At 75.7% G+C, this 18,469-nt stretch carries 10 protein-coding genes; 7 read left to right on the top strand and 3 right to left on the bottom strand.

From position 1 onward, the window contains the following. Positions 1 to 165: 165 nt before the first annotated feature. From E0L36_RS28255 to E0L36_RS09905, 3 genes are all read right to left on the bottom strand, one after another. Entirely contained in the window at positions 166 to 2,901 is a 2,736-nt protein-coding gene (locus E0L36_RS28255) for an amino acid adenylation domain-containing protein (protein ID WP_180928443.1), read from the bottom strand. Next, positions 2,898 to 3,311, bottom strand: coding sequence for a phosphopantetheine-binding protein (locus E0L36_RS09910; RefSeq protein ID WP_219636145.1), 414 nt, complete (start codon positions 3,309 to 3,311; stop codon positions 2,898 to 2,900). Before E0L36_RS09910 ends, E0L36_RS28255 begins: the two co-directional genes overlap by 4 nt. Positions 3,312 to 3,550: 239 nt before the next feature. Further along, positions 3,551 to 4,459, bottom strand: coding sequence for a class I SAM-dependent methyltransferase (locus tag E0L36_RS09905; protein WP_180928442.1), 909 nt, complete (start codon positions 4,457 to 4,459; stop codon positions 3,551 to 3,553). Between the two features lie 424 nt (positions 4,460 to 4,883). Between E0L36_RS09905 and E0L36_RS09900 the strand changes: the two genes are divergently transcribed. The 7 genes from E0L36_RS09900 to E0L36_RS09870 are packed head-to-tail and all read left to right on the top strand — an operon-like array spanning position 4,884 to position 18,457. Then, positions 4,884 to 6,782, top strand: coding sequence for a prolyl oligopeptidase family serine peptidase (locus E0L36_RS09900; protein ID WP_258015944.1), 1,899 nt, complete (start codon positions 4,884 to 4,886; stop codon positions 6,780 to 6,782). Positions 6,783 to 6,831: 49 nt separating this feature from the next. Next, positions 6,832 to 8,433 (top strand): MBL fold metallo-hydrolase, encoded by a 1,602-nt coding sequence (locus E0L36_RS09895; protein ID WP_180928441.1) that lies wholly within the window; start codon positions 6,832 to 6,834, stop codon positions 8,431 to 8,433. Then, positions 8,430 to 9,713: an acetyl-CoA carboxylase biotin carboxylase subunit family protein gene (locus E0L36_RS09890; protein WP_180928440.1), complete on the top strand. Its 1,284-nt coding sequence runs from the start codon at positions 8,430 to 8,432 to the stop codon at positions 9,711 to 9,713. Before E0L36_RS09895 ends, E0L36_RS09890 begins: the two co-directional genes overlap by 4 nt. Positions 9,714 to 9,718: 5 nt before the next feature. Next, positions 9,719 to 12,919, top strand: a complete 3,201-nt coding sequence (locus E0L36_RS09885; protein ID WP_180928439.1) for a non-ribosomal peptide synthetase — start codon at positions 9,719 to 9,721, stop codon at positions 12,917 to 12,919. Next, positions 12,916 to 15,903, top strand: a complete 2,988-nt coding sequence (locus E0L36_RS09880; protein ID WP_180928438.1) for a type I polyketide synthase — start codon at positions 12,916 to 12,918, stop codon at positions 15,901 to 15,903. The genes E0L36_RS09885 and E0L36_RS09880 overlap by 4 nt, the downstream gene beginning before the upstream one ends. Beyond that, entirely contained in the window at positions 15,900 to 17,702 is a 1,803-nt protein-coding gene (locus E0L36_RS09875; RefSeq protein WP_180928437.1) for a non-ribosomal peptide synthetase, read from the top strand. The genes E0L36_RS09880 and E0L36_RS09875 overlap by 4 nt, the downstream gene beginning before the upstream one ends. Continuing rightward, a complete protein-coding gene (locus E0L36_RS09870; protein ID WP_180928436.1) occupies positions 17,702 to 18,457 on the top strand; it encodes a thioesterase II family protein in 756 nt (251 codons plus the stop codon). The genes E0L36_RS09875 and E0L36_RS09870 overlap by 1 nt, the downstream gene beginning before the upstream one ends. The last annotated feature ends 12 nt before the right edge of the window (positions 18,458 to 18,469 follow it).

Raw genomic sequence — 18,469 nt, 5'->3', positions numbered from 1 at the left:
CGGCTACTTCGACGAGTACGCGTCAGCTCACTCGGTGATCCGGCGAATACCACGGAAAGGCGGGGAGCCGCGCGGGAAATGCCTATTCCGGCAACGTCTCCCGCCCCTCCTCTTCCGGCAGGTCCGTGAGAGGGCGCGGCGGGAGCGCGCCTCCCGGGCCGGGCGTCAGTCCCCGGCGGGTACCACGTAGGCCACCAGCCGGCGGTTGCCCGCCCCGTCGTCCCGCACGACCACCACGGCGTCCCGCACCCGGGGGTGGCGGCGCAGCAGGGTCGCGATCTCGTCGACCTCGATCCGGTGGCCCCGGATCTTGGTCTGGGTGTCGGTACGGCCGACGAAGTCGAAGACGCCGTCGGGGCGCATCCGGACCAGGTCTCCCGTGCGGTAGAGGCGTTCGCCGCCGGTCTCCGGAGGGCCGGTCACGAAGCGCTGGCCGGTGAGGTCGGGACGGCCGTGGTAGTCCAGCGCCAGGCCGGCGCCGCCGAGGTACAGCTCCCCGACGACTCCGGGGGGCTGGGGCCGGAGGCCCGCGTCGAGCACCCAGGCCGAGGTGTTGTCGACGGGGCGTCCGACGGGGACGGCCGGGTCCTCCTCCTCCGGGCGCACGGGGGCGATCAGCGAGTAGACGGTGGTCTCGGTGGTGCCGTACATGTTCCAGACCTCGTCCGCTCTCTCGCGGATCCCGTCGGCCAGTTGGCGGGTGAGCGCCTCTCCGGCGCAGGTCGCCAGGCGGAGGCGGAGAGTGTCCGGAGCGAGGGCGAGGAACGCGCCCCAGGTCACCGGCGTCGCCTGCATCACGGTGACGCCCTCTGCCAGGACCAGGTCGAGCAGGCGCCGCGGATCGCGGGCGTCCACGGTCGAGGCGACGACCATCCGCGCGCCGGTGGTGAAGGGCAGCAGCAGCTCCGGCACGGACATGTCGAAGGAGGGGCTGGTCAGTCCGAGGATGACGTCCCCGCTGGTCACACCGGGCCGCCGCGCCATGGAGAGCAGGAGGTTCGCCAGCGCGCGGTGCGGCACGCGGGCGCCCTTGGGTTCGCCGGTGGAGCCGGACGTGTAGAGGACGTACGCCGGATCCTCCCCGCCGCCCTCGTCCCGGGCGGTCAGCCGCGGGCTCTCCGCCGGGTCGCCGTCGGCTCTCTCGCCGACGGCCGGGTCGACCACGACCACGGGCACCCCGAGGGCCGCGAAGGCCTCGTCGGGGGCGGCCGATCCGGTGACGACCGCCTGTGCCCGGGCGTCGTGCAGCACGAACTCGACCCTGCGGCGCGGGTACGCCGGATCGACCGGCACGTACGCGGCGCCGAGCTGCCAGCTCGCCAGCATCGCGATCGGCAGCTCGATCGAGCGGTCCAGGTGGAGGGCGACGACGCCGCCGGCGGTCACCCCGTGGCGCGCCAGCCGCTCGGCCAGCCGGGCGGCCCGCGCGCCGACCTGCGCGAAGGTGAGTTCGCGCCGGCCGGCGCGCAGGGCGGGCGCGTCGGGACGCCGGGCGATCGTCTCGATCACCAGCTCCAGCACGCTCCGCACCTCCGGCAGCGGGGTGGGCGGGGGCGCGCACCGCGTGACCAGCTCCCGGCGCCGCTCCTCGGTGATCAGGCTGAGCTGACCGGCCGGTGTGGTGGGCGCGGCCAGTGCGTGCCGGAGCAGGGTGACGGTGTGGTCGAGGAGGAGCGTGGTGGTCTCCTCCAGGTGGCTGTCCGCTCCGGCCGCCAGGGTCAGCTCGACCGGGTGGTCCGTCCCGGCCCCGGTGACGGCCAGTTCGAGGTCGGCGCGGGGGGCGGCGGTGGTCGCCGGCAGGCGCTGGCAGCGCACTCCGGGGACGCGGGCGAACGCCGGTGGCGGTGAGTCGCCGCAGTCGAAGAGCAGTTGGTGGGGCGAGGAGGGGGCGGTCCCGTCGGCGGCGAGGTCCGCGGTGACCGCGGCGGACGGAGGACGGCGGTGGGCGAGCGCGGCCAGCCGCTCGTCCTCCACGTGGGCGACCAGCTCGCCGAAGGTCATCTCCGGCCGCGGCCGTGTCCGGAGTACCACCACGTCCGCGAACGGGCCGATCACGCCCGCGTGTTCGGGGCTGTCCCGGCCCGGGACGGGGACGGCGACCAGGATGTCCCGCGCACCACCGTACCGGCTGAGCGTCGCCACCCACGCGGCGAGGGGGACCGCCGCCGGGGCCACCCGGTGCCGGTGGGCGATGGCGCGCAGCGCCTCCGCCTCCTCGGAGGTGAGCGCCGCCCGCGCGGGGCGCGGGGTCCGGGGCGGTGCTCCCGGGCGCGGGCCGCCGCCGGGCAGGTCGCACGTCTCCGGGGCGTCGCGCAGGTGGTTCCGCCAGTAGGCGAGGTCCTCCTCCCAGGAGCCGTCGGCCGCGGCCGCCCGCTCCCGTTCGACGTGCCGCCGGTAGGGGGTGGGCGGCTCGGGGCGCCGCCAGTCGTCACCGTCGCGCAGGGCGAGGTAGGCGTCCGCGAGCTCGTCGAGCAGGACGTCCAGGGCCGCCTCGTCGGCGACGAGGCGGTGCAGCACGACAGTGAGCACGTGGTGGCCGGCGTTGACGGCGCACAGGGTCAGGCGCGCCAACGGCGGTGTGGCCAGGTCGAACCGGGCGCGTGCCTCGGCCTCGGCCAGCTCCGCGCACTCCTCGGCGGACGCCACCGGGACCACCCGCAGCAGGGGTGGCGCCGTCTCGTGCGCTGTTCCGTGCGGCTGGCCGTCGCCGTCGTGGAAGGCGGTGCGCAGGAGTTCGTGCCGGGCGGCGACGGCGCGGGCGGCGCGGGCGAGGACCGCCGGTTCGAGGGGTCCCGTCAACTCGTAGGACGCGGTGAGGTGGTGGGCGGCCGGGTCCCGCCGCCGGGTCTCCTCCCGCCAGATCCGCCGCTGCTCGTACGAGAGTTCCGTGGGTGCCGTCACGCGCCACCGTCCTCCGCGTCCATCGCCTCGCGCAGCCGCGCGGCGAGCAGCGCCACCGTCGGGTACTCGAAGACGTCCTCGGCGGGGAGCGCGGTGCCGTACGCCGTCCGCACGTGGGCGACCAGCCGCATCACGTGCATCGAGTTGGCGTCCAGGTCGAAGACGTCCTCGTGGACGCCGACCTCGTCGCGGTTGAGCAACCTCGCCCAGAGGTCCGCCAGTTCGCGTTCCAGGCCGTCGCGCGGCGCGCCGTGCCGCGGGCCGGGCCGCTGCTCGGCGGCGGGCAGCGCGTTGAGGTCCACCTTGTGGTTGGGCGTCTGCGGCAGGGCGTCGAGCGGGACGATCGCGGAGGGAACCATGTACGCGGGCAGCCGCTGGCGCAGGTAGCTCATCAGCTCCGTTTCGAGCACGAACCGTTCCTTCCGGTACGGGGTCGGCAGATGCCGGGAGGCGCGGACGACGGGCGCGCGCACGACGGACGGCGCGGCCGCGCGGGCGGTCTCCGGGACCGGTCCCGGTCCTCGTCCCGGTGCGGGGAATCGCGGCGCGTGGCGCGGACGAAGCGGGGGACGGGCGGTCACGGACCGGAGTCACGGGCGGCCGGTCCCGGTGGCGGTCCGGCGCCACCGGCAGCCGCGCGCCGGGGGATTCAGGCCATCGTCGCCCGGATGACGGCCAGCGGAGGGGCGTAGACCGTGAACATCGAGAAGCCCCAGTACGCGGTGTCGATCGAGGCGGCACCGGCGGCGCTGAGGAGTTCCCCCCACTCGTCCGCCGACCGGTAGGACATCGGGTAGGCGACCTTCTCGTACTTCATCAGGCAGGACGACACGTCGAACAGGGACAGCGCGGCGATCTTGTCGGCCTCGTCGAGCGCGCGGAACCGCATGGTCAGCGCGTTGTCCGTGAAACCCGGGGTGTCCGCCCAGGAGTCCTCCACGAGGAGGATCTCCCCACCGGGCCGCACCACGCGCGCGGCCTCGGTGAGCAGCGCCTCCTGGACGGGCTTGGTCATGTGGTGCAGCGCCACCCGGAAGGCCACGACGTCGGCGCTCGCGTCCGCGAGCGGGATCCGGCTGGGGTCGTTCTGGTGGGCGAAGTGCAGCCGGTCACCGAGGAGTACGTCGGGATCGGTCCGGTGGTCGACTCCGGTGACGTGCCGGACCCCGGGGTTGCGACGCAGCAGGCAACCGCCGAATCCGTTGTTCGGGTTGCCGACGTCGACGACGTGTCCGGTCGCGGAGTCCAGTCCGCTGATGACCTGGGTCCGGCGCCAGGTGCCTTCCTTGTCCGCGGACAGTTTCGCGCCGTGACCAGCCGCTTCCCATTCTTCGCGGGATTCCGCGAAGACCGCGTCGACTTCCCCGGTCGTGGAGCATTCGCGAAGTCGCGCGAGTCCTTTGGACATCAACTGCCCGGCGGCCGGGCCAGCGTGCAACTCATAGGTGAGTGGGATGACTTCCCGCGCCAGGTCAAAGGCGGCGGTGTGGTCGCGGAGATCGAGGAATACGCGCTGTGCTTCGACGCCGATGAGCGGACGGTCAGCGGTGGCGGACAAGCCTGGCTCCCTTCCGGAAAATCGGAACGATGTCCCCGGTGACACGGGCGCGCGGCCATCAAGGATGGCAGAACCGCGAATCTATCCAGCGCCGTTGGAGGCGTCAAGGCGGAGACAGTGGCCTCAATAGGCAGAACTCACGGGAATATCCAGTGAGTTGACTGGGCATCACCAGTACCGCTCCCTTTCATCGATCACAGCTGACCACCGCCGATCTTCTTGACATGTACTTGTGACACTCGGCGGCGGTGTGGGAAAGTGCGAGTTGATCGGTGTGACGTGGAGTGAGTGCGGGGCACGCGCCACACGGCACGTTTTTCCCGGCTCACGGGGGCAGCTCGACCGGAAACGAATGCGCTCCTGCCCGCGGTCGAAGCCTTCAGCCCGTTTCCTTTGCGTATCACGGGAGTTCCGGAGGTCGCACATGAAGAAGCGGCGTATTGCTCCGTACGGCACGTGGCCCTCGGTGGTCGGAGTGGATGATCTGGTCAACGGCCTCCGGGAACTCGGCTTTCCCGGCCGCGACGGTGGACGCACGTTCTGGGTGGAGACGGATCACACCGATCCGGGCGCCCCGCGGCTGATGGCCCTCGCCGACGAGGAGCGGGAGCCGGTCGTCGTACGGTCCGGGGTGCGCTCGGAGGTCGGTGGCTACGGGGCCGCCCCGTACACCGCGCGCGGCGGGACGGTGTACTACGTGGACGCCGCGGACCAGGGGCTTCACCGCCTCGACCCGTTCGGTCCGCGGAACGCGCCGGTGGCGCTCACGGAGGCGGACGGCGAGCCGGTCCGCTACGGCGCGCCACGGCTGGCGCACGACGGCCGCCTGGTCTTCGCGGTGCGCGAGCGTGGGGCGGGACGGGACGCGGCACACGAGGTCGTGGCGGTGCCCGCCGACGGCTCCGGGCCGCCCCGGGTGCTCGCCGCCGCGCACGACTTCCACGGTGCCCCGGCCGTCCACCCGTCGGAGCGGCGGATCGCGTTCACCGCCTGGAACCACCCGCACATGCCGTGGGACGAGTCGGTCCTGCTGGAGCTGCGGCTCGACGGCGCCGGGGCCGTCACCTCCCGGCGCGTGGTGGCGGCGGCGCCCGGGGTGTCGGTGACCCAGCCGTGTTACGCGCCCGACGGACGGCTGTACTTCGTGGACGACCGCTCCGGCTGGTGGAACCTGCGCGCGGACGGCGCGGACACCTCCCCGGCGCCGATGGCGGCCGAGTTCGGCAGGCCGGACTGGTGCTGTGGGCTGACCACCTACGGCTTCCTGGACGACGGTGGGATCGTGGCCGCGTACCGGGCGCGCGGCGAGGACGCGGTCGCCGTGATCGGGCGGGACGGCGCGTTCCGGCGACTTCCGCTCGGCCGCGACGTCGTGGACGCGCTCGCCACCGGCGGCGGCGAGGCGGTCGCGGTGGCCGCCTCGGGCCGCCGCGCGGCGGCGGTCGTCCGGCTGCCCGCCGACGGCGCGCCCCCCGTGGAGTTACGGTCCGGTCAGCCGGACCCGCCCGGCCCGGAGTGGATCAGCGAGGCGCGGCGGTTCGCGTTCGAATCGGACGGGCAGCGCGTCCTCGGTCTCTACTACCCGCCACGCAACCCGGAGTGCGGCGGCCCGGAGGGGGTGCCGCCGCCGCTGCTCCTGTCCTGCCACGGCGGTCCGACCGTGGTGGCCGTGGCCGCGCTCACCCCGCACGTCCAGTACTGGACGAGCCGGGGGTACGCGGTGGCCGAGGTCAACTACGGGGGCAGCGCCGGGCACGGGCGGGCCTACCGCGAGCGGCTCCGGGGCCGGTGGGGGATCCTCGACGCGGCGGACTGCGTGAACGCCGCCCGGCACCTGGTGGCCGAGGGCCTCGCCGACCCGCGCCGGCTGGCCGTCCGGGGACGCAGCTCGGGTGGGCTCACGGCGCTGAACGCGGCGGCGGCCGGCGGCGGGTTCGCCGCGGTGGTCAGCTACGCCGGGGTCACCGACCCCGCGGCGATCCCGGACCGCACCCACCGGATGGAGTCCCGCTATCTCGACGGCCTCATCGGACCCTGGCCCGCCGAACGGGAGGAGTACGCGGCGCGCTCCCCGCTGCGCGGCCTCGGCTCCTGGACGGCGGCGACGCTCGTGTTCCACGGCGCCCGCGACCCGGTCGTGCCGCTTGAGCAGGCCGAGCGGCTCCGCGACGGCCTGCGCGACCACGGTGTGCCCGTCGATCTGGTGGTCTACCCCGAGGAGGGGCACGCGCTGCGGCGGCCGGACACCGTCCGGCACCTCGTCGCGACCGAGGCGGCGTTCCTCACCGGCGCGCTCCGGCTCGCGGAGAACGGCACACCCTGACCCGTCACCGAACCCCGTACCGCACGTTCGACTAGACCGAGGTTCCTGGATGCGTGGATATCTCTCGCCGACGACGGTGGTTCAGCCACTGATCCACCGCTGGTACGCCGTCCCCTTCGTGGCCGCCCCACACACCGGTGGGCTGAACCTGGTGAAGCGCCACCTGCCCGCGCTGCGCAGCTACGTCGAGGCGCCGGAGAAGCACGCCCGCGCGCTGGCCCACCCGCGGATGTTCGGCGCCCCGTACGTGGACCCCGGCGCCGCGGGGCCGGAGGCCGTGGCGGAGCTGCTCGACCGCACGCTGCGCGAGGCGGAGCCGCGCGTCCGCCTGGCCGAGGACATCGAGACGACGCGGCGCACCCTCGCCGAGCACGCGGACGGCCGCGCGCTCAGCCCGCTCTACGAGAAGCTGCCCCCTTCGCTGCGCGGCGTCAGCGAACTGGTCTACGACACGGGGAACCACGCCTCCCTCCGGTTCTTCGAGAGCCTGCTGTACCGGACGCCCGCGGCGCAGCCGGAGGCCGAGACCGTCTCCCTGCTCGAACGGCACGACCCGGCACAGCCGTTCGTCTACAGCTCGCCGGTACTGCCCGGGCCCGGCCGCGTCGACCTGGCGGTTCCGTTCGCCTCCGAACTGCTCGACGAGCTGTTCGCCGCGCGCCTGACCCCGGTCGACGTGGACGACCTGGCCGGGCGCCTCGGCGTGGCCGAGGACCAGCGGGCGGGCTTCCGCCGCATGTTCACCGAACGGCCCCCTCGGCGTTACGAGCCGAACCTCACCGGCGAGGTGCGCGTGCGCTACTTCGGCCACGCCTCGGTGCTGCTCGACTTCGGCGGCTTCACCGTCCTGACGGACCCGACCCTCGGATACGACGGCGACGGCTTCGAGGCGCACTACTCCATCGCCGACCTGCCCGAGACGGTCGACGTCGTGGTGCTCAGCCACGGCCACTCCGACCACTTCTCCCTGGAGACTCTGCTGCAACTCCGCCGCCGCGTCGGCGTGTTCGTGGTGCCGCAGTCCTCCGGAGGCAGCCTGGCCGACATCGGCCTGCGCGCGCTGCTGGAGCACCACGGCTTCGAGAACGTGGTGGAGCTGGCCGACCTGCGGTCGATCGAGCTGGGCCCGGCCCGCGTCACGGCCCTGCCCTTCCTCGGCGAGCACGGCGAGCTGGACATCCGGGCGAAGATGGTGCCGCTGGTGCGCCTGGGCGGGCGCGGCTTCCTGTTCGCCACCGACACCTCGCCCGTGGATCCGACGCTCTACGACCTGGTGGCCGCCGACATCGGCCGGGTCGACGCGCTGTTCATCGGGCTGGAGTGCGTCGGCGCCCCGATGAGCTGGCTGTACGGCCCGCTGCTCGACGAACCCCTCGCCCGGGAGCACAGCGTGGAGCGGGGGCTCAGGGGCTCCTTCGCCGGTCCGGCCGACCGGCTCGCCGGACGGCTGGGCGCGCGCCGGATCTTCGTCTACGCGCTGGGCATCGAGCCCTGGCTCAAGCACCTCACCGGCTGCTGGTACGACCCGGAGGCCGAGCAGCTGCGGCAGGAGGCGCTGCTCCGGGAACTGGCCGCCGAGCGGGGGGTGCCCTCCGAACTGCTCCACATCACCGCGGAGCGCTTCTGGTCCGTGCGGGACGAGCCGCGGTGAGGGACGGCGCAGCGCGCGCGGCCGGTGCGCGCCAAGCCGTCGGCGTCGTCTACGACCTGGGGGCGGCTGGCCCGGCGGAGCTGGCGGCCGCCGCGCGGACCTGCGGGGCCGAGCTGTTCCTCGTCGTCGACGCGGCCTCGGAGCACGTCCGGCGGCTGCTGCCGGTGCTGCGGAAGCGGTTCGCCCTGTGCGAGGTGACCGGTCTCGGCGAGGACCGGGCCGCGGCCGCCGTCGCCGCGTTCGCGCCCGGCGGGCTGCTGACGTTCAGCGAGCACCGGATGGAGGCCACGGCGGCGCTCGCCGCCACGCTCGGCCTCCGGCACTGGCACTCCCCTGAGGTGACCCGGAGGCTCGTCGACAAACTGGAGCAGCGCCGGTCGCTGGCGGCCGCCGGTCTGGACGGCCCGCCCTTCGCGGTGGCGCGGACGCCCGGCGAACTGCCCGGGGCGCTCGGCGCGGTGGGCCTGCCCGCCGTGCTCAAGCCGCGCCGCGGCACGGGGAGCCGCCTCGTGCGCCGGGTCGACGGCGCAGCCGAGGCGCGCGCGGCCGCCGCGGAGTTCTTCGCGGCGGCGCCCGGGACGGACCTGCTGGTGGAGGGGTTCCTCGCGGGAGACGCGGCGGGGGCGGGGCGGGAGTGGGGGGACTACGTCTCGGTCGAGACCGCCGTCCACGAGGGGGTGTGCCATCCGCTCTGTGTGGCGGGGAAGTTCCCGCTCGTCCGGCCGTTCCGGGAGCGCGGCTCGTTCGTCCCGCACACGCTGGACCCGGCGCTGGCCGCCCGCGCGCGGGCGCTGGCCGAGGCGGCGATCGCGGCGCTGGGCGTCCGCGACGGGGTCGTCCACACGGAGCTGAAGCTCACCCGGGACGGGCCCCGCCTGATCGAGGTCAACGGCCGCCTGGGCGGCCTGATCGGCGCCATCGTGCGCCGCGGCTCCGGCGTGGACCTCGTGGCGGCGGCCGTGCGGCTGGCGCTGGGGCTGCCGGTGCGCGACACCCCCCGGTTCGACGGGGTGGCGTACCAGTACGCGCTGCTGCCACGGGCCGGACCGTCCGGTGGCGCCGACGGGCGGGTGGGGGCGGCGGAGCTGGAGCGGCTGCGCGCGCTGCCGGGGGTCGACCTCGTCGACCCGCGTCCCGGTGCCGGGAGCGCGGCCTCCTGGCGGGAGGGCGCGGGCGCGCGCCTGGGTCATCTGCACGGGTGGACGGCGGACCACGCGGATCTCGCGCGGCTGACGCGGGCGATCGACGACATCTGCCGTCCGGTCTTCGGGGAGATGTGAGGGACATGGCAGCTGAGACACAGGCGGACCCGGACCGGAGCGGCGCGCCAGCGCTCTCCGCGGCGCAACGGCGGCTGTGGCTGGCCTACCGGCTCCAGCCAGGCAGCGCGGAGTTCACCGCTCCGTGGGCCGGACGGCTGGTCGGTGACCTCGACCCCGAACGGCTGCGGCGCGCCTGGCACCGGGTGCTGGAGCGGCACGCGGAGCTGCGGCTGCGGCTGGAGGCGGTGGACGGTGAACCGCGCCGCGCGGAGTGGGACTCCCGGGACTTCCCGCTCCCGGTGCGGGAGGTCGATCCGGCGGCCGTACCCCGGGAGCTGGAGCGCGCGGTCACTCGCCCGTTCCCGCTCGTCGGGCACCGTCTGGTCGACGCCGAGCTGCTCCGCCTCGGACCGGAGGAGCACCTCCTGGTCGTCGGGGCGCATCACGCGGTGGTCGACGGCCGGTCGTTCGCGCTCATCACGCGGGACCTGTTCGGCGCGTACGCGGGGGCGGAACCGCACCCGGTGGGCCGCCCGTACACCGCGTACGTCGCGCGGACGGCCGTGCCGTCCGGCCCCCGGGTCGACTCCTGGATCGAGGAGCTGCGGCCGCCGGAGACGGGCGACCCACTGGGGTTCGCCCCGGCCGTCCGGGACGCCGACCGCGCCGGGGCCCTCGTCCGGCAGCCGATCCCGGCGGAGGTGTGGGAGGGCGTGCGCGGACTCGGACGCCGGTTGCGCACCACCCCGCAGGTGATCGGCCTGAGCGCGTACGCGCTGACGCTGAGCCGCTACACCGACCGGACCAGGCTGGTCGTCGGGGGCACGATGGACACCCGGTCCGGCGAGTTCGCCGACACCGTCGGGATGTTCGTCAACCCTGTGCCACTGGCCTTACACGCCGAGCCGGACGCCACGGTCGCGGACTACTGCCGGTCGGTGCACGCCGCGCTCATGCGGGCCTTCTCGCTCCGGGAGCTGCCGTTCGAGGAGGTCGTCCGCCGTCTCCACGTGGTGCCGGACGCCGCCCGGACACCCGTCTTCGGCAGCCTGTTCAACGTCGAGGCGGACGCGCCGGTGCTGGAGGCGGCGGGCCTCCGGGTCAGCGAGGTGGAACTGCCGGTCCGGGTCGCCAAGTACGACCTGACGATGGTGCTGCGCGACCGGGGCGACACGGCCGAACTCCTCGCCACCTACCGCGCGTCGCGGTACTCCGCGGACCGGATCCGACGGTTCACCGCGCACACGGCCGCGGTCCTGGCGGGGCTGTGCGAGGGGTCCGGCACGGTCGGGGAGGTCCCGATGCTCTCCGGCGCCGACCGCGCGGAGCTGGCGGCGCTCGGCGGGGGCCCCGCCGTGGGGGGCGGGCTCCGGCCGGTGCCCGACGCGGTCGCCGAGATCGCGGCCAGCGATCCGGAGCGCCCCGCCGTGGAGGACGCCGGAACCCGGCTCAGCTACCGCGCGCTGCTGGACCAGGCGGACGCCGTGGCCGGCGCGCTGCACGCCCGCGGCCTGGGGCGGGAGTCGCGGATCGGCGTCCTCGCCGAGCCCTCCGCCACGGCGGTCGCGGCGGTGCTCGGCGTGCTGCGCGCGGGCGCCACCTACGTCCCGCTGAACCCGGCCTTCCCGGCCGCGCGGCTCGCGGCGATGCTCCGCGACGCCGGGTGCGGTCTCGTCCTGGGCGACGCCGCCTGGTCGGGTCGGCTGCCCGGGGTCGAGGTGCGCTCCCCCGCCGAACTGGCGCACGCCAGCGGGACGCCGCCGCCCGCGCGGGCACCGGACCCCGGCGACGCCGCGTACGTCGTCTACACCTCGGGCACCTCCGGCGAGCCGAAGGGCGTCGTCGTGGAACACCGGTCGCTCGCCGCGTCGACGGCCGGACGGCTGGCCACCTACGGCCGCCCGGAGGTCTTCCTGCTGCTGTCCCCGCTCTCCTTCGACTCGTCCATGGCCGGGCTGTGGTCCACGCTGACCTCCGGCGGCCGTCTCGTGGTGGCCTCGGCCGGGGACGTCCGCGATCCGGAGCGTCTGCTCGGGCTCGTGGCACGGCGGCGCGTGACCGCGCTGCTGGCGGTGCCCGCCCTGTACGCCGGGCTGCTCGACCGGGCCGAGCGCGCCGGCGCCGCCGCGCTGGCCTCGCTGCGGCTGGTCGTCACGGCGGGCGAGGAGCTGCCACGGGAGCTGGTGGACCGGCACTTCGGCCTGCTGCACGGGACCGTGCTCGCCAACGAGTACGGCCCCACCGAAGCGACCGTCTGGAGCACCGTCCGCGTCTTCGGCGAGCCCGCGCCGGTCGACATCGGTGGTCCGGCGCCCGGAGCGGTGCTGTCGGTGCGCGACCGGGCCGGGGAGCCGCTGCCGCGCGGTGTTCCCGGCGAGCTGTACGTCGGCGGGACGGGGGTGGCCCGCGGCTATCTCGGGCGTCCGGAGGCCACCGCCGAGCGGTTCGCCGACGGGCCGGGCGGGCGAACGTACCGCACGGGCGACATCGTGTGCTGGAACGAGCGGGACGGGCTCGACTTCCTGGGGCGGAGCGACGGCCTGGTCAAGGTCCGCGGGCACCGGGTCGAGCTGGGGGCGGTGGAGACCGCGCTGCGGGCCGAGAGGGACGTCACGGACGCGGCGGTGCTGGCAGCCCCGGGCGGCGCGGGCCTCGACGCGTTCCTCGCGGTCCGGCCGGACTTCGACGAGCGGCGGACGCGGGAGCGGCTCGCGCGGCGGCTGCCGCCCGTCATGGTCCCCACCTCGTTCACGGTGCTGGCGGAACTCCCGCGGACCGCGCACGGCAAGGTCGACCGTGCCGCGCTGCGGGAACCACCCGCCCCGGGCGCGCCCACCGGTGGCCGCGCCACCGGCGCCCGGGGGACGGCGCCCCCCAGCCCCGGCGACGCCCGCGATTCAGGCGGTTCCGGGGACACCGTGCGGGCGGCGGTGCTCACCGCGTGGTGCCGGACGCTCGGGGTGGACTCGGTCGGCGCCGACGTCAACTTCTTCGACGCGGGTGGCCACTCACTGCTGGTGCCCGCCCTCCAACTGGCCCTGGAGGAACGCCTGGGGGTGGAGATCGACATTCTCGACCTCTTCACCTCCACGACCGTCGACGAGCAGGTGCGGCTGCTCACCGGCGGGCTCCCCGCCCCGGACGCGGCCGAGCCGGAGCCGGACCCACGGCGGGCCCGGCTGGCCGCCAGCCGGCGCCGCTCGGCGACCACGGGGGACGTATGAGGGATCGCGCGCTGGACGTCGCGATCACCGGGGTGCACGCCCGGCTGCCCGGCCCCACCGATCCGGGCGCCTGGTGGGCTGCGGTCCGCACGGGCACGGTGCTCACCACCCGGTTCGACGCGGACGCGCTCGCGGAGGCGGGGGTGCCAGCCCACCTGGTCCGGGACCCGTCCTACGTACCGGTGCGCGGCCGCGTCGCGGACGGGGAGCGCTTCGACGCCGAGCTGTTCGGCGTCAGCCCCCGGGAGGCCGAACTGATCGACCCGCAGCACCGCATGATGCTGGAGGCGACCTGGGCGGCGCTGGAGGACGCGGGCCGCGATCCCCTGACCGACACGCTGCGCACCGCCGTCTTCGCCTCGGCGAGCGAGAGTTCCCTCGCCCGGCTCCTCGCCGGTGACGACCTCGACCCGGAGACCAGGGAGGCCCTGGAGGCCGGGGTCAGCCGCGACTTCATGGCGACACGTATCGCCTACCGCCTCGGCCTGCGTGGCCCCGCGATGAGCGTCTCGACGGCCTGCTCGTCCTCGCTGGTCGCGGTGCACCTGGCGGCGCAGTCGCTGAACAGCGGGGACTGCGACCAGGCGGTGGTGGTCGCCGCCTCGGCCAGGTTCCCGCAGGCCGGATCGGTGTACGCGCGCGGGGGCATCGTCTCGCCGGACGGCGTCTGCCGCCCGTTCGACGCCGGCGCCAACGGCACGATCGGCGGCTCCGGGGTGGTCGCGATGGTGCTGCGCCGGTTCGGCGAAGCCCCCGCGGACGCCGCGCCGCACGGCGTCATCCTGGGGTCCGCCGTCAACAACGACGGCCCGGACAAGGCTGGTTACAGCGCCCCGTCGCCCCGCGGGCAGGCCGCCGTCCTGCGGGCGGCGCTGCGGGCGGCCGCGGTGGAGGCCGGTTCCCTCGGCTACCTCGAAGCACACGGCACCGGCACCTACGTCGGTGACCCGATCGAGTGGTCCGCGACCTCGGGGGTGCTGCGCGAGGCCGGGGTGCGCCCGGCACAGATCGCGGTCGGCTCGGTGAAGGCCAACATCGGCCACCTCGACGCCGCCGCGGGACTCGCCGGACTGCACCGGACGCTGATGGTGCTGCGCCACGGCGAGGTTCCGGCGATGGCGGGGTTCAGCCAGCTCAACCCGCTGCTGCCCGCGGACGGTTCGCCGCTGCGCGTGCCGGAGGCCCCGGGCGGCTGGGAGGGGCCGGAGCCGCGCCGCGCCGGGGTCAGCTCCTTCGGGATCGGCGGCACCAACGCCCATGTGATCGTCGAGGCGCCCCCGCCCCCGGTGGGCGACGCCCCACCGCCGCCCCGGCGTTCACCCGTGATCATCACGCTCTCGGCGGTCCGTCCCGCCGCCCTGGACTCCGCCGCCGGGCGCCTCGCGGAAGCCCTGGCGGACGGCTCCGTAGACGCCCGCGACGCGGCGTTCTCGCTGCGGGTGGGGCGCGCCGTCCTGCCCGAGCGGCTGGCCGTCGCCGCGGCGACCGGCGAGGAGGCCGCGGCGGCGCTGCGCGGCGGCCCGCGCCGCGCCCGGGGCCGGGCGCCAGCGGGCGGCGACCGGCCGGTGGTCTTCCTGCTTCCGGGGCAGGGCGCGCAACGGCCCGGTATGGCCGCGCCGTTGGCGGCGCGGCTCCAGGGGTTCGGCAAACTCCTGGAGGACGTTCTCGACGCGTTCCCGGAGGACCGGGCCGCGCGGGTGCGGGAGGCGCTGTACGACACGGCGTTCCCCGCGGCGGAGCTGCGCGGCACGCTGCTGGCCCAGCCCGCGCTGTTCGCGGTCGGCTTCGCCGCCGCGGGGGCGCTCGCGGAGGCGGGCGTGCGGCCGATCGCGCTGGCGGGGCACAGCCTTGGAGAGATCACCGCGGCCACGCTCGCCGGGGTGCTGGACCCGGCGGCCGCGGCCGGGCTGGTCGCCCTGCGGGCGGAGGTGATGTCGCGCTGCCCTCCGGGGGCGATGCTCGCCGTCACCGGCGAGGTGGCGGAGGCCGGGCGGTGGACCTCCGCCGATCCCCGCCTGGAGCTGGCCGCGGTCAACTCCCCGGACGGCTATGTGCTGAGCGGGCCGGAAGCCGCCGTCGAGGAACTCCGCCGCCGGCTGGAGGGGACGGTTCCCGTCCGGGTGTTGCGGACCGGCCACGCCTTCCACTCGGCCGCCATGGAGCCCGCGGCCGAGGCCCTCCGCGCCCACCTGGCCGACCGCGCGCCCGGCCGGGTACGCGTCCCCTTCGTCACGAACGTGGACGGAGCCGTCGTGGAGGCGGGCGCCCGGGTGCCGCTGACCGTGTTCGCCGAGGCGGCCCGCCACACCGTCCGCTTCGGCGACGGGCTGCGGGCCCTGCGGGAGCGGTACCCCGACGCGGTCGCACTGGAGGTGGGGCCCGGCGGGGCGCTGTCGGCCGCCGCGACCCGCGTCGGCGTGGACGCCGTGCGCCTGCTGCCGGGGACGGGCGCGCACGAGCCGCTGCCCGCCCTCGCCCAGCTGTGGACCACCGGCGTTCCGGTGGACCGTGCCGCCTTCGCCCCCGCCGGGAGCCGGATCCGCCTGCCGGGCACGGTCTTCGGCGGCGGCCACTTCCCCGTGTCCGCGGTACGGCTACGGGCGAGCGGAGCGGGCACACCGGCCGCCCCCGCCGCGCGGACCGTACCCCCCGGACCCACCGAGTCCGCCGGGTCGGCGGAGCCCGCCGACCCGGCCACGGAGGAGCGCCCGGCGGCGTGGGAGGAGCTCCTGGCCGCCTGGCGCGACGTGCTCGGTCACCCGGCGGTCGAGCCGGACGACGACTTCTACGCCCTGGGCGGCGACTCGCTCACGGCCATCCGCGTCGTCCGTCGTCTGGAGGGACGGCTCGGGATCGACCTGCCGCTGCGGGAGTTCATGCTCGCCCGGACCCTCGGCCAGCAGGCGCGTCTGCTCGCCCGGCTGGCCGCCGACCGCGAACTGGAGGACCAGCCCCTGACGTCGCGCCGGAAGGAGCCGCGATGAGCGACGGCACCTTCGTCCGCGTGGAGGAGGCGTTCGCCCGGCGGGTCACCGCGCGCGCGGACGCGACCGCCGTCTGGGACGCGACCGGGACCGCCACCTACGGCGAGCTGTGGGAGGCGTCGGCGCGGCTGGCCCGGGCGCTGCGCGCGGGGGGCGTGGAGTCCGGCGACGCGGTCTGCCTGCGGGGGGTTGGCGACCGCGACACGATCACCGGGATGCTCGGGATCCTGCGCGCCGGCGGCCACGTTGTGCCGGTGGACCCCGACTGTCCGGCGGAGCGCGTCGGGCGGATGGCCGGTCTCGTCCGGGCGCGTCTGCTGCTCGCCACCGGGGACCACCCGGTTCCCCCCGGCGTCCCGGTCGGCGTCCGGCACGTCCGGGAGCTGCTGGAGTTCGCCCCCGCCGGGGGCCCGGTCGCCGAACCGGCCGGCACCGCCCACGACCTCGCCTACACCATGTTCACCTCGGGGTCGACCGGCGCCCCGAAGCCGGTGGGGGTCCCGCACGGCGCCCTGACCGCGCTCTGCCTCCGGGACAGCCCCGTCCGGCGCGCGCCCGGCGACGTCGTCCTGGCGCACACCATCCTCACCTTCGACCCGTCCATGCTGGAGATCTGGTCGGCCCTCCTGGCCGGTGCCGCGCTGCTGTGCGCCCCCGGTCACTCCCGCTCGGTGCACGAGACGGCCGCTCTGCTCACCGATCCCCGGGTCACCACCGCCGTCCTCACCCCGGCGGTGTTCGCGCTGGTCGTCGAGCGCCGTCCGGAGGCGCTGCGCTCGCTGCGGCAGCTGATCGTCGGCGGCGACGTGCTGCCGTACGAACAGGCGCTGCTGGCCCGGCGGGAGTGCCCGGGCCTGGAGATCGTCAACTGCTACGGACCGACCGAGAACACCGTCGTGAGCACGGCGTTCCCGCTGTCACGGTGGGACGGGTCCGGGCCGTCGGTCCCCATCGGGACGCCGGTCGCCGGAACCACCTGCCTGGTGCTGGACGCGGACCGCCTCCCCGTGCCGGACGGTGAGGTCGGCGACCTCTATCTGGGTGGCGACCGGCTCGCCACCGGGTACGTCGGCGATCCGGGAGGGACCCGGGAGCGCTTCCTGCCCGACCCCTCCGTGCCCGGCGGGCGGATCTACCGGACCGGCGACCGGGCCGCGCGGCTGCCCGGAGGTGACCTCGCCTTCCACGGCCGGGAGGACGACGAGTGCAAGGTCCGCGGGTTCCGCGTCCACCTGGCCGAGGTGGAGTCGCTGACCGCGGCGGACGAGCGGGTGCGCGCGGCTGCGGCGGTCCCGGTCGGGGAGGGGCACGACCGGCGCGTCGTGGTGTTCGTCCGGACCACGACGCCGGACGCCGATCCCCGGGCCGTCAGGGCGCGGACGGCCGAACGGGCGCCGGGGCACCTGGTACCGGCCGAGGTGGTCCCCGTCGACGGGTTCCCGCTCACGGAGTCGGGAAAGGTGGACCGCGCCGCGCTGGCCGCCCGCTACCGCGACCGGCGCCCCACCTGGTCACCCGGACCGGCACCAGGACCGGGCTCGGAAGCGGACACGGATCCCGGGGAACCGGAGGCGGACGACCGCGCGGTGCTCGCGGAGCTGTGGCGGCGGCACACCGGCGCGCCGGCGGACGCCGGACACGACTTCTTCTCCGCCGGGGGAACCTCGCTCGACCTCATCCGGCTCGTCGACGACGTCGGTCACCGCTTCGGCGTCCTCCTCGACTTCGTCGACGTGTACGGGCTCGCCTCCTTCGACGAACTGGTCGGCCTGGTGGCGGCCGCGAGGGCGGCCGGCTGATGGCGGCGCACCGCCCTCTCCCGGTCGTCCGGGTGCCGCTGCCGCGCCCGGCGGCCGTCCGCCGCCTGATCTGCTTCCCGCACGCCGGGGGGTCGGCGAACTTCTTCCGCGGCTGGGCCACCGACCGCCCGGAGGTCGAGGTCGCGGCCGTCCAGTACCCGGGGCGGGCGGACCGGCTCGACGAGCCCTGCCATGGGGACCTCGCCGGGGCGGCGGACGAGGCCCTCGCAGCGCTCGGCCCCCTCCTCGACCGTCCCGTCGTCCTGCTCGGGCACAGCCTGGGCGCCATCGTGGCGTACGAGACCGCCCGGCGTCTGGAGCACGTCGGACGCCGGGCCGAACGGCTCGTCGTCTCCTCGGCGCGGGCGCCGCACGACCCCGGCCACGCGGGGGGCCGCGTGTGGGACGAGGAGGCCGCGGCGCGGTCCCTGATCGCCCTGGGACACACCGACGCGGCGCTGCTGGCCGACCAAGAGGCCCGGGAGCTGGTACTGCCGTACCTGCGCGCGGACTTCGAGATGCTCCAGCGCTACCGCCACCCGCCGGGCACCCCGCTGCGCTGCGACATCCTCGCCGTGCGCGGCGACGAGGACGGCCATGTGACCGCGCGCGCGGCCGAACGCTGGGGAGAGCTGACCACCGGCGCCTTCCACCACACCGTGCGGCCCGGCGGGCACTTCTACCTGGTGCCGGAGCCACCGATCGAGCTGTTCCTGGACGCGCTCCCCGCGGACGGCGGGTGGGGCGGTCCGTGACCCCCGGAAGGA

The sequence above is a fragment of the Streptomyces sp. AJS327 genome (genome assembly GCF_013450295.1).
Taxonomy (GTDB): Bacteria; Actinomycetota; Actinomycetes; order Streptomycetales; family Streptomycetaceae; genus Streptomyces.
This window is presented reverse-complemented; position numbering and strand designations above follow the sequence as displayed.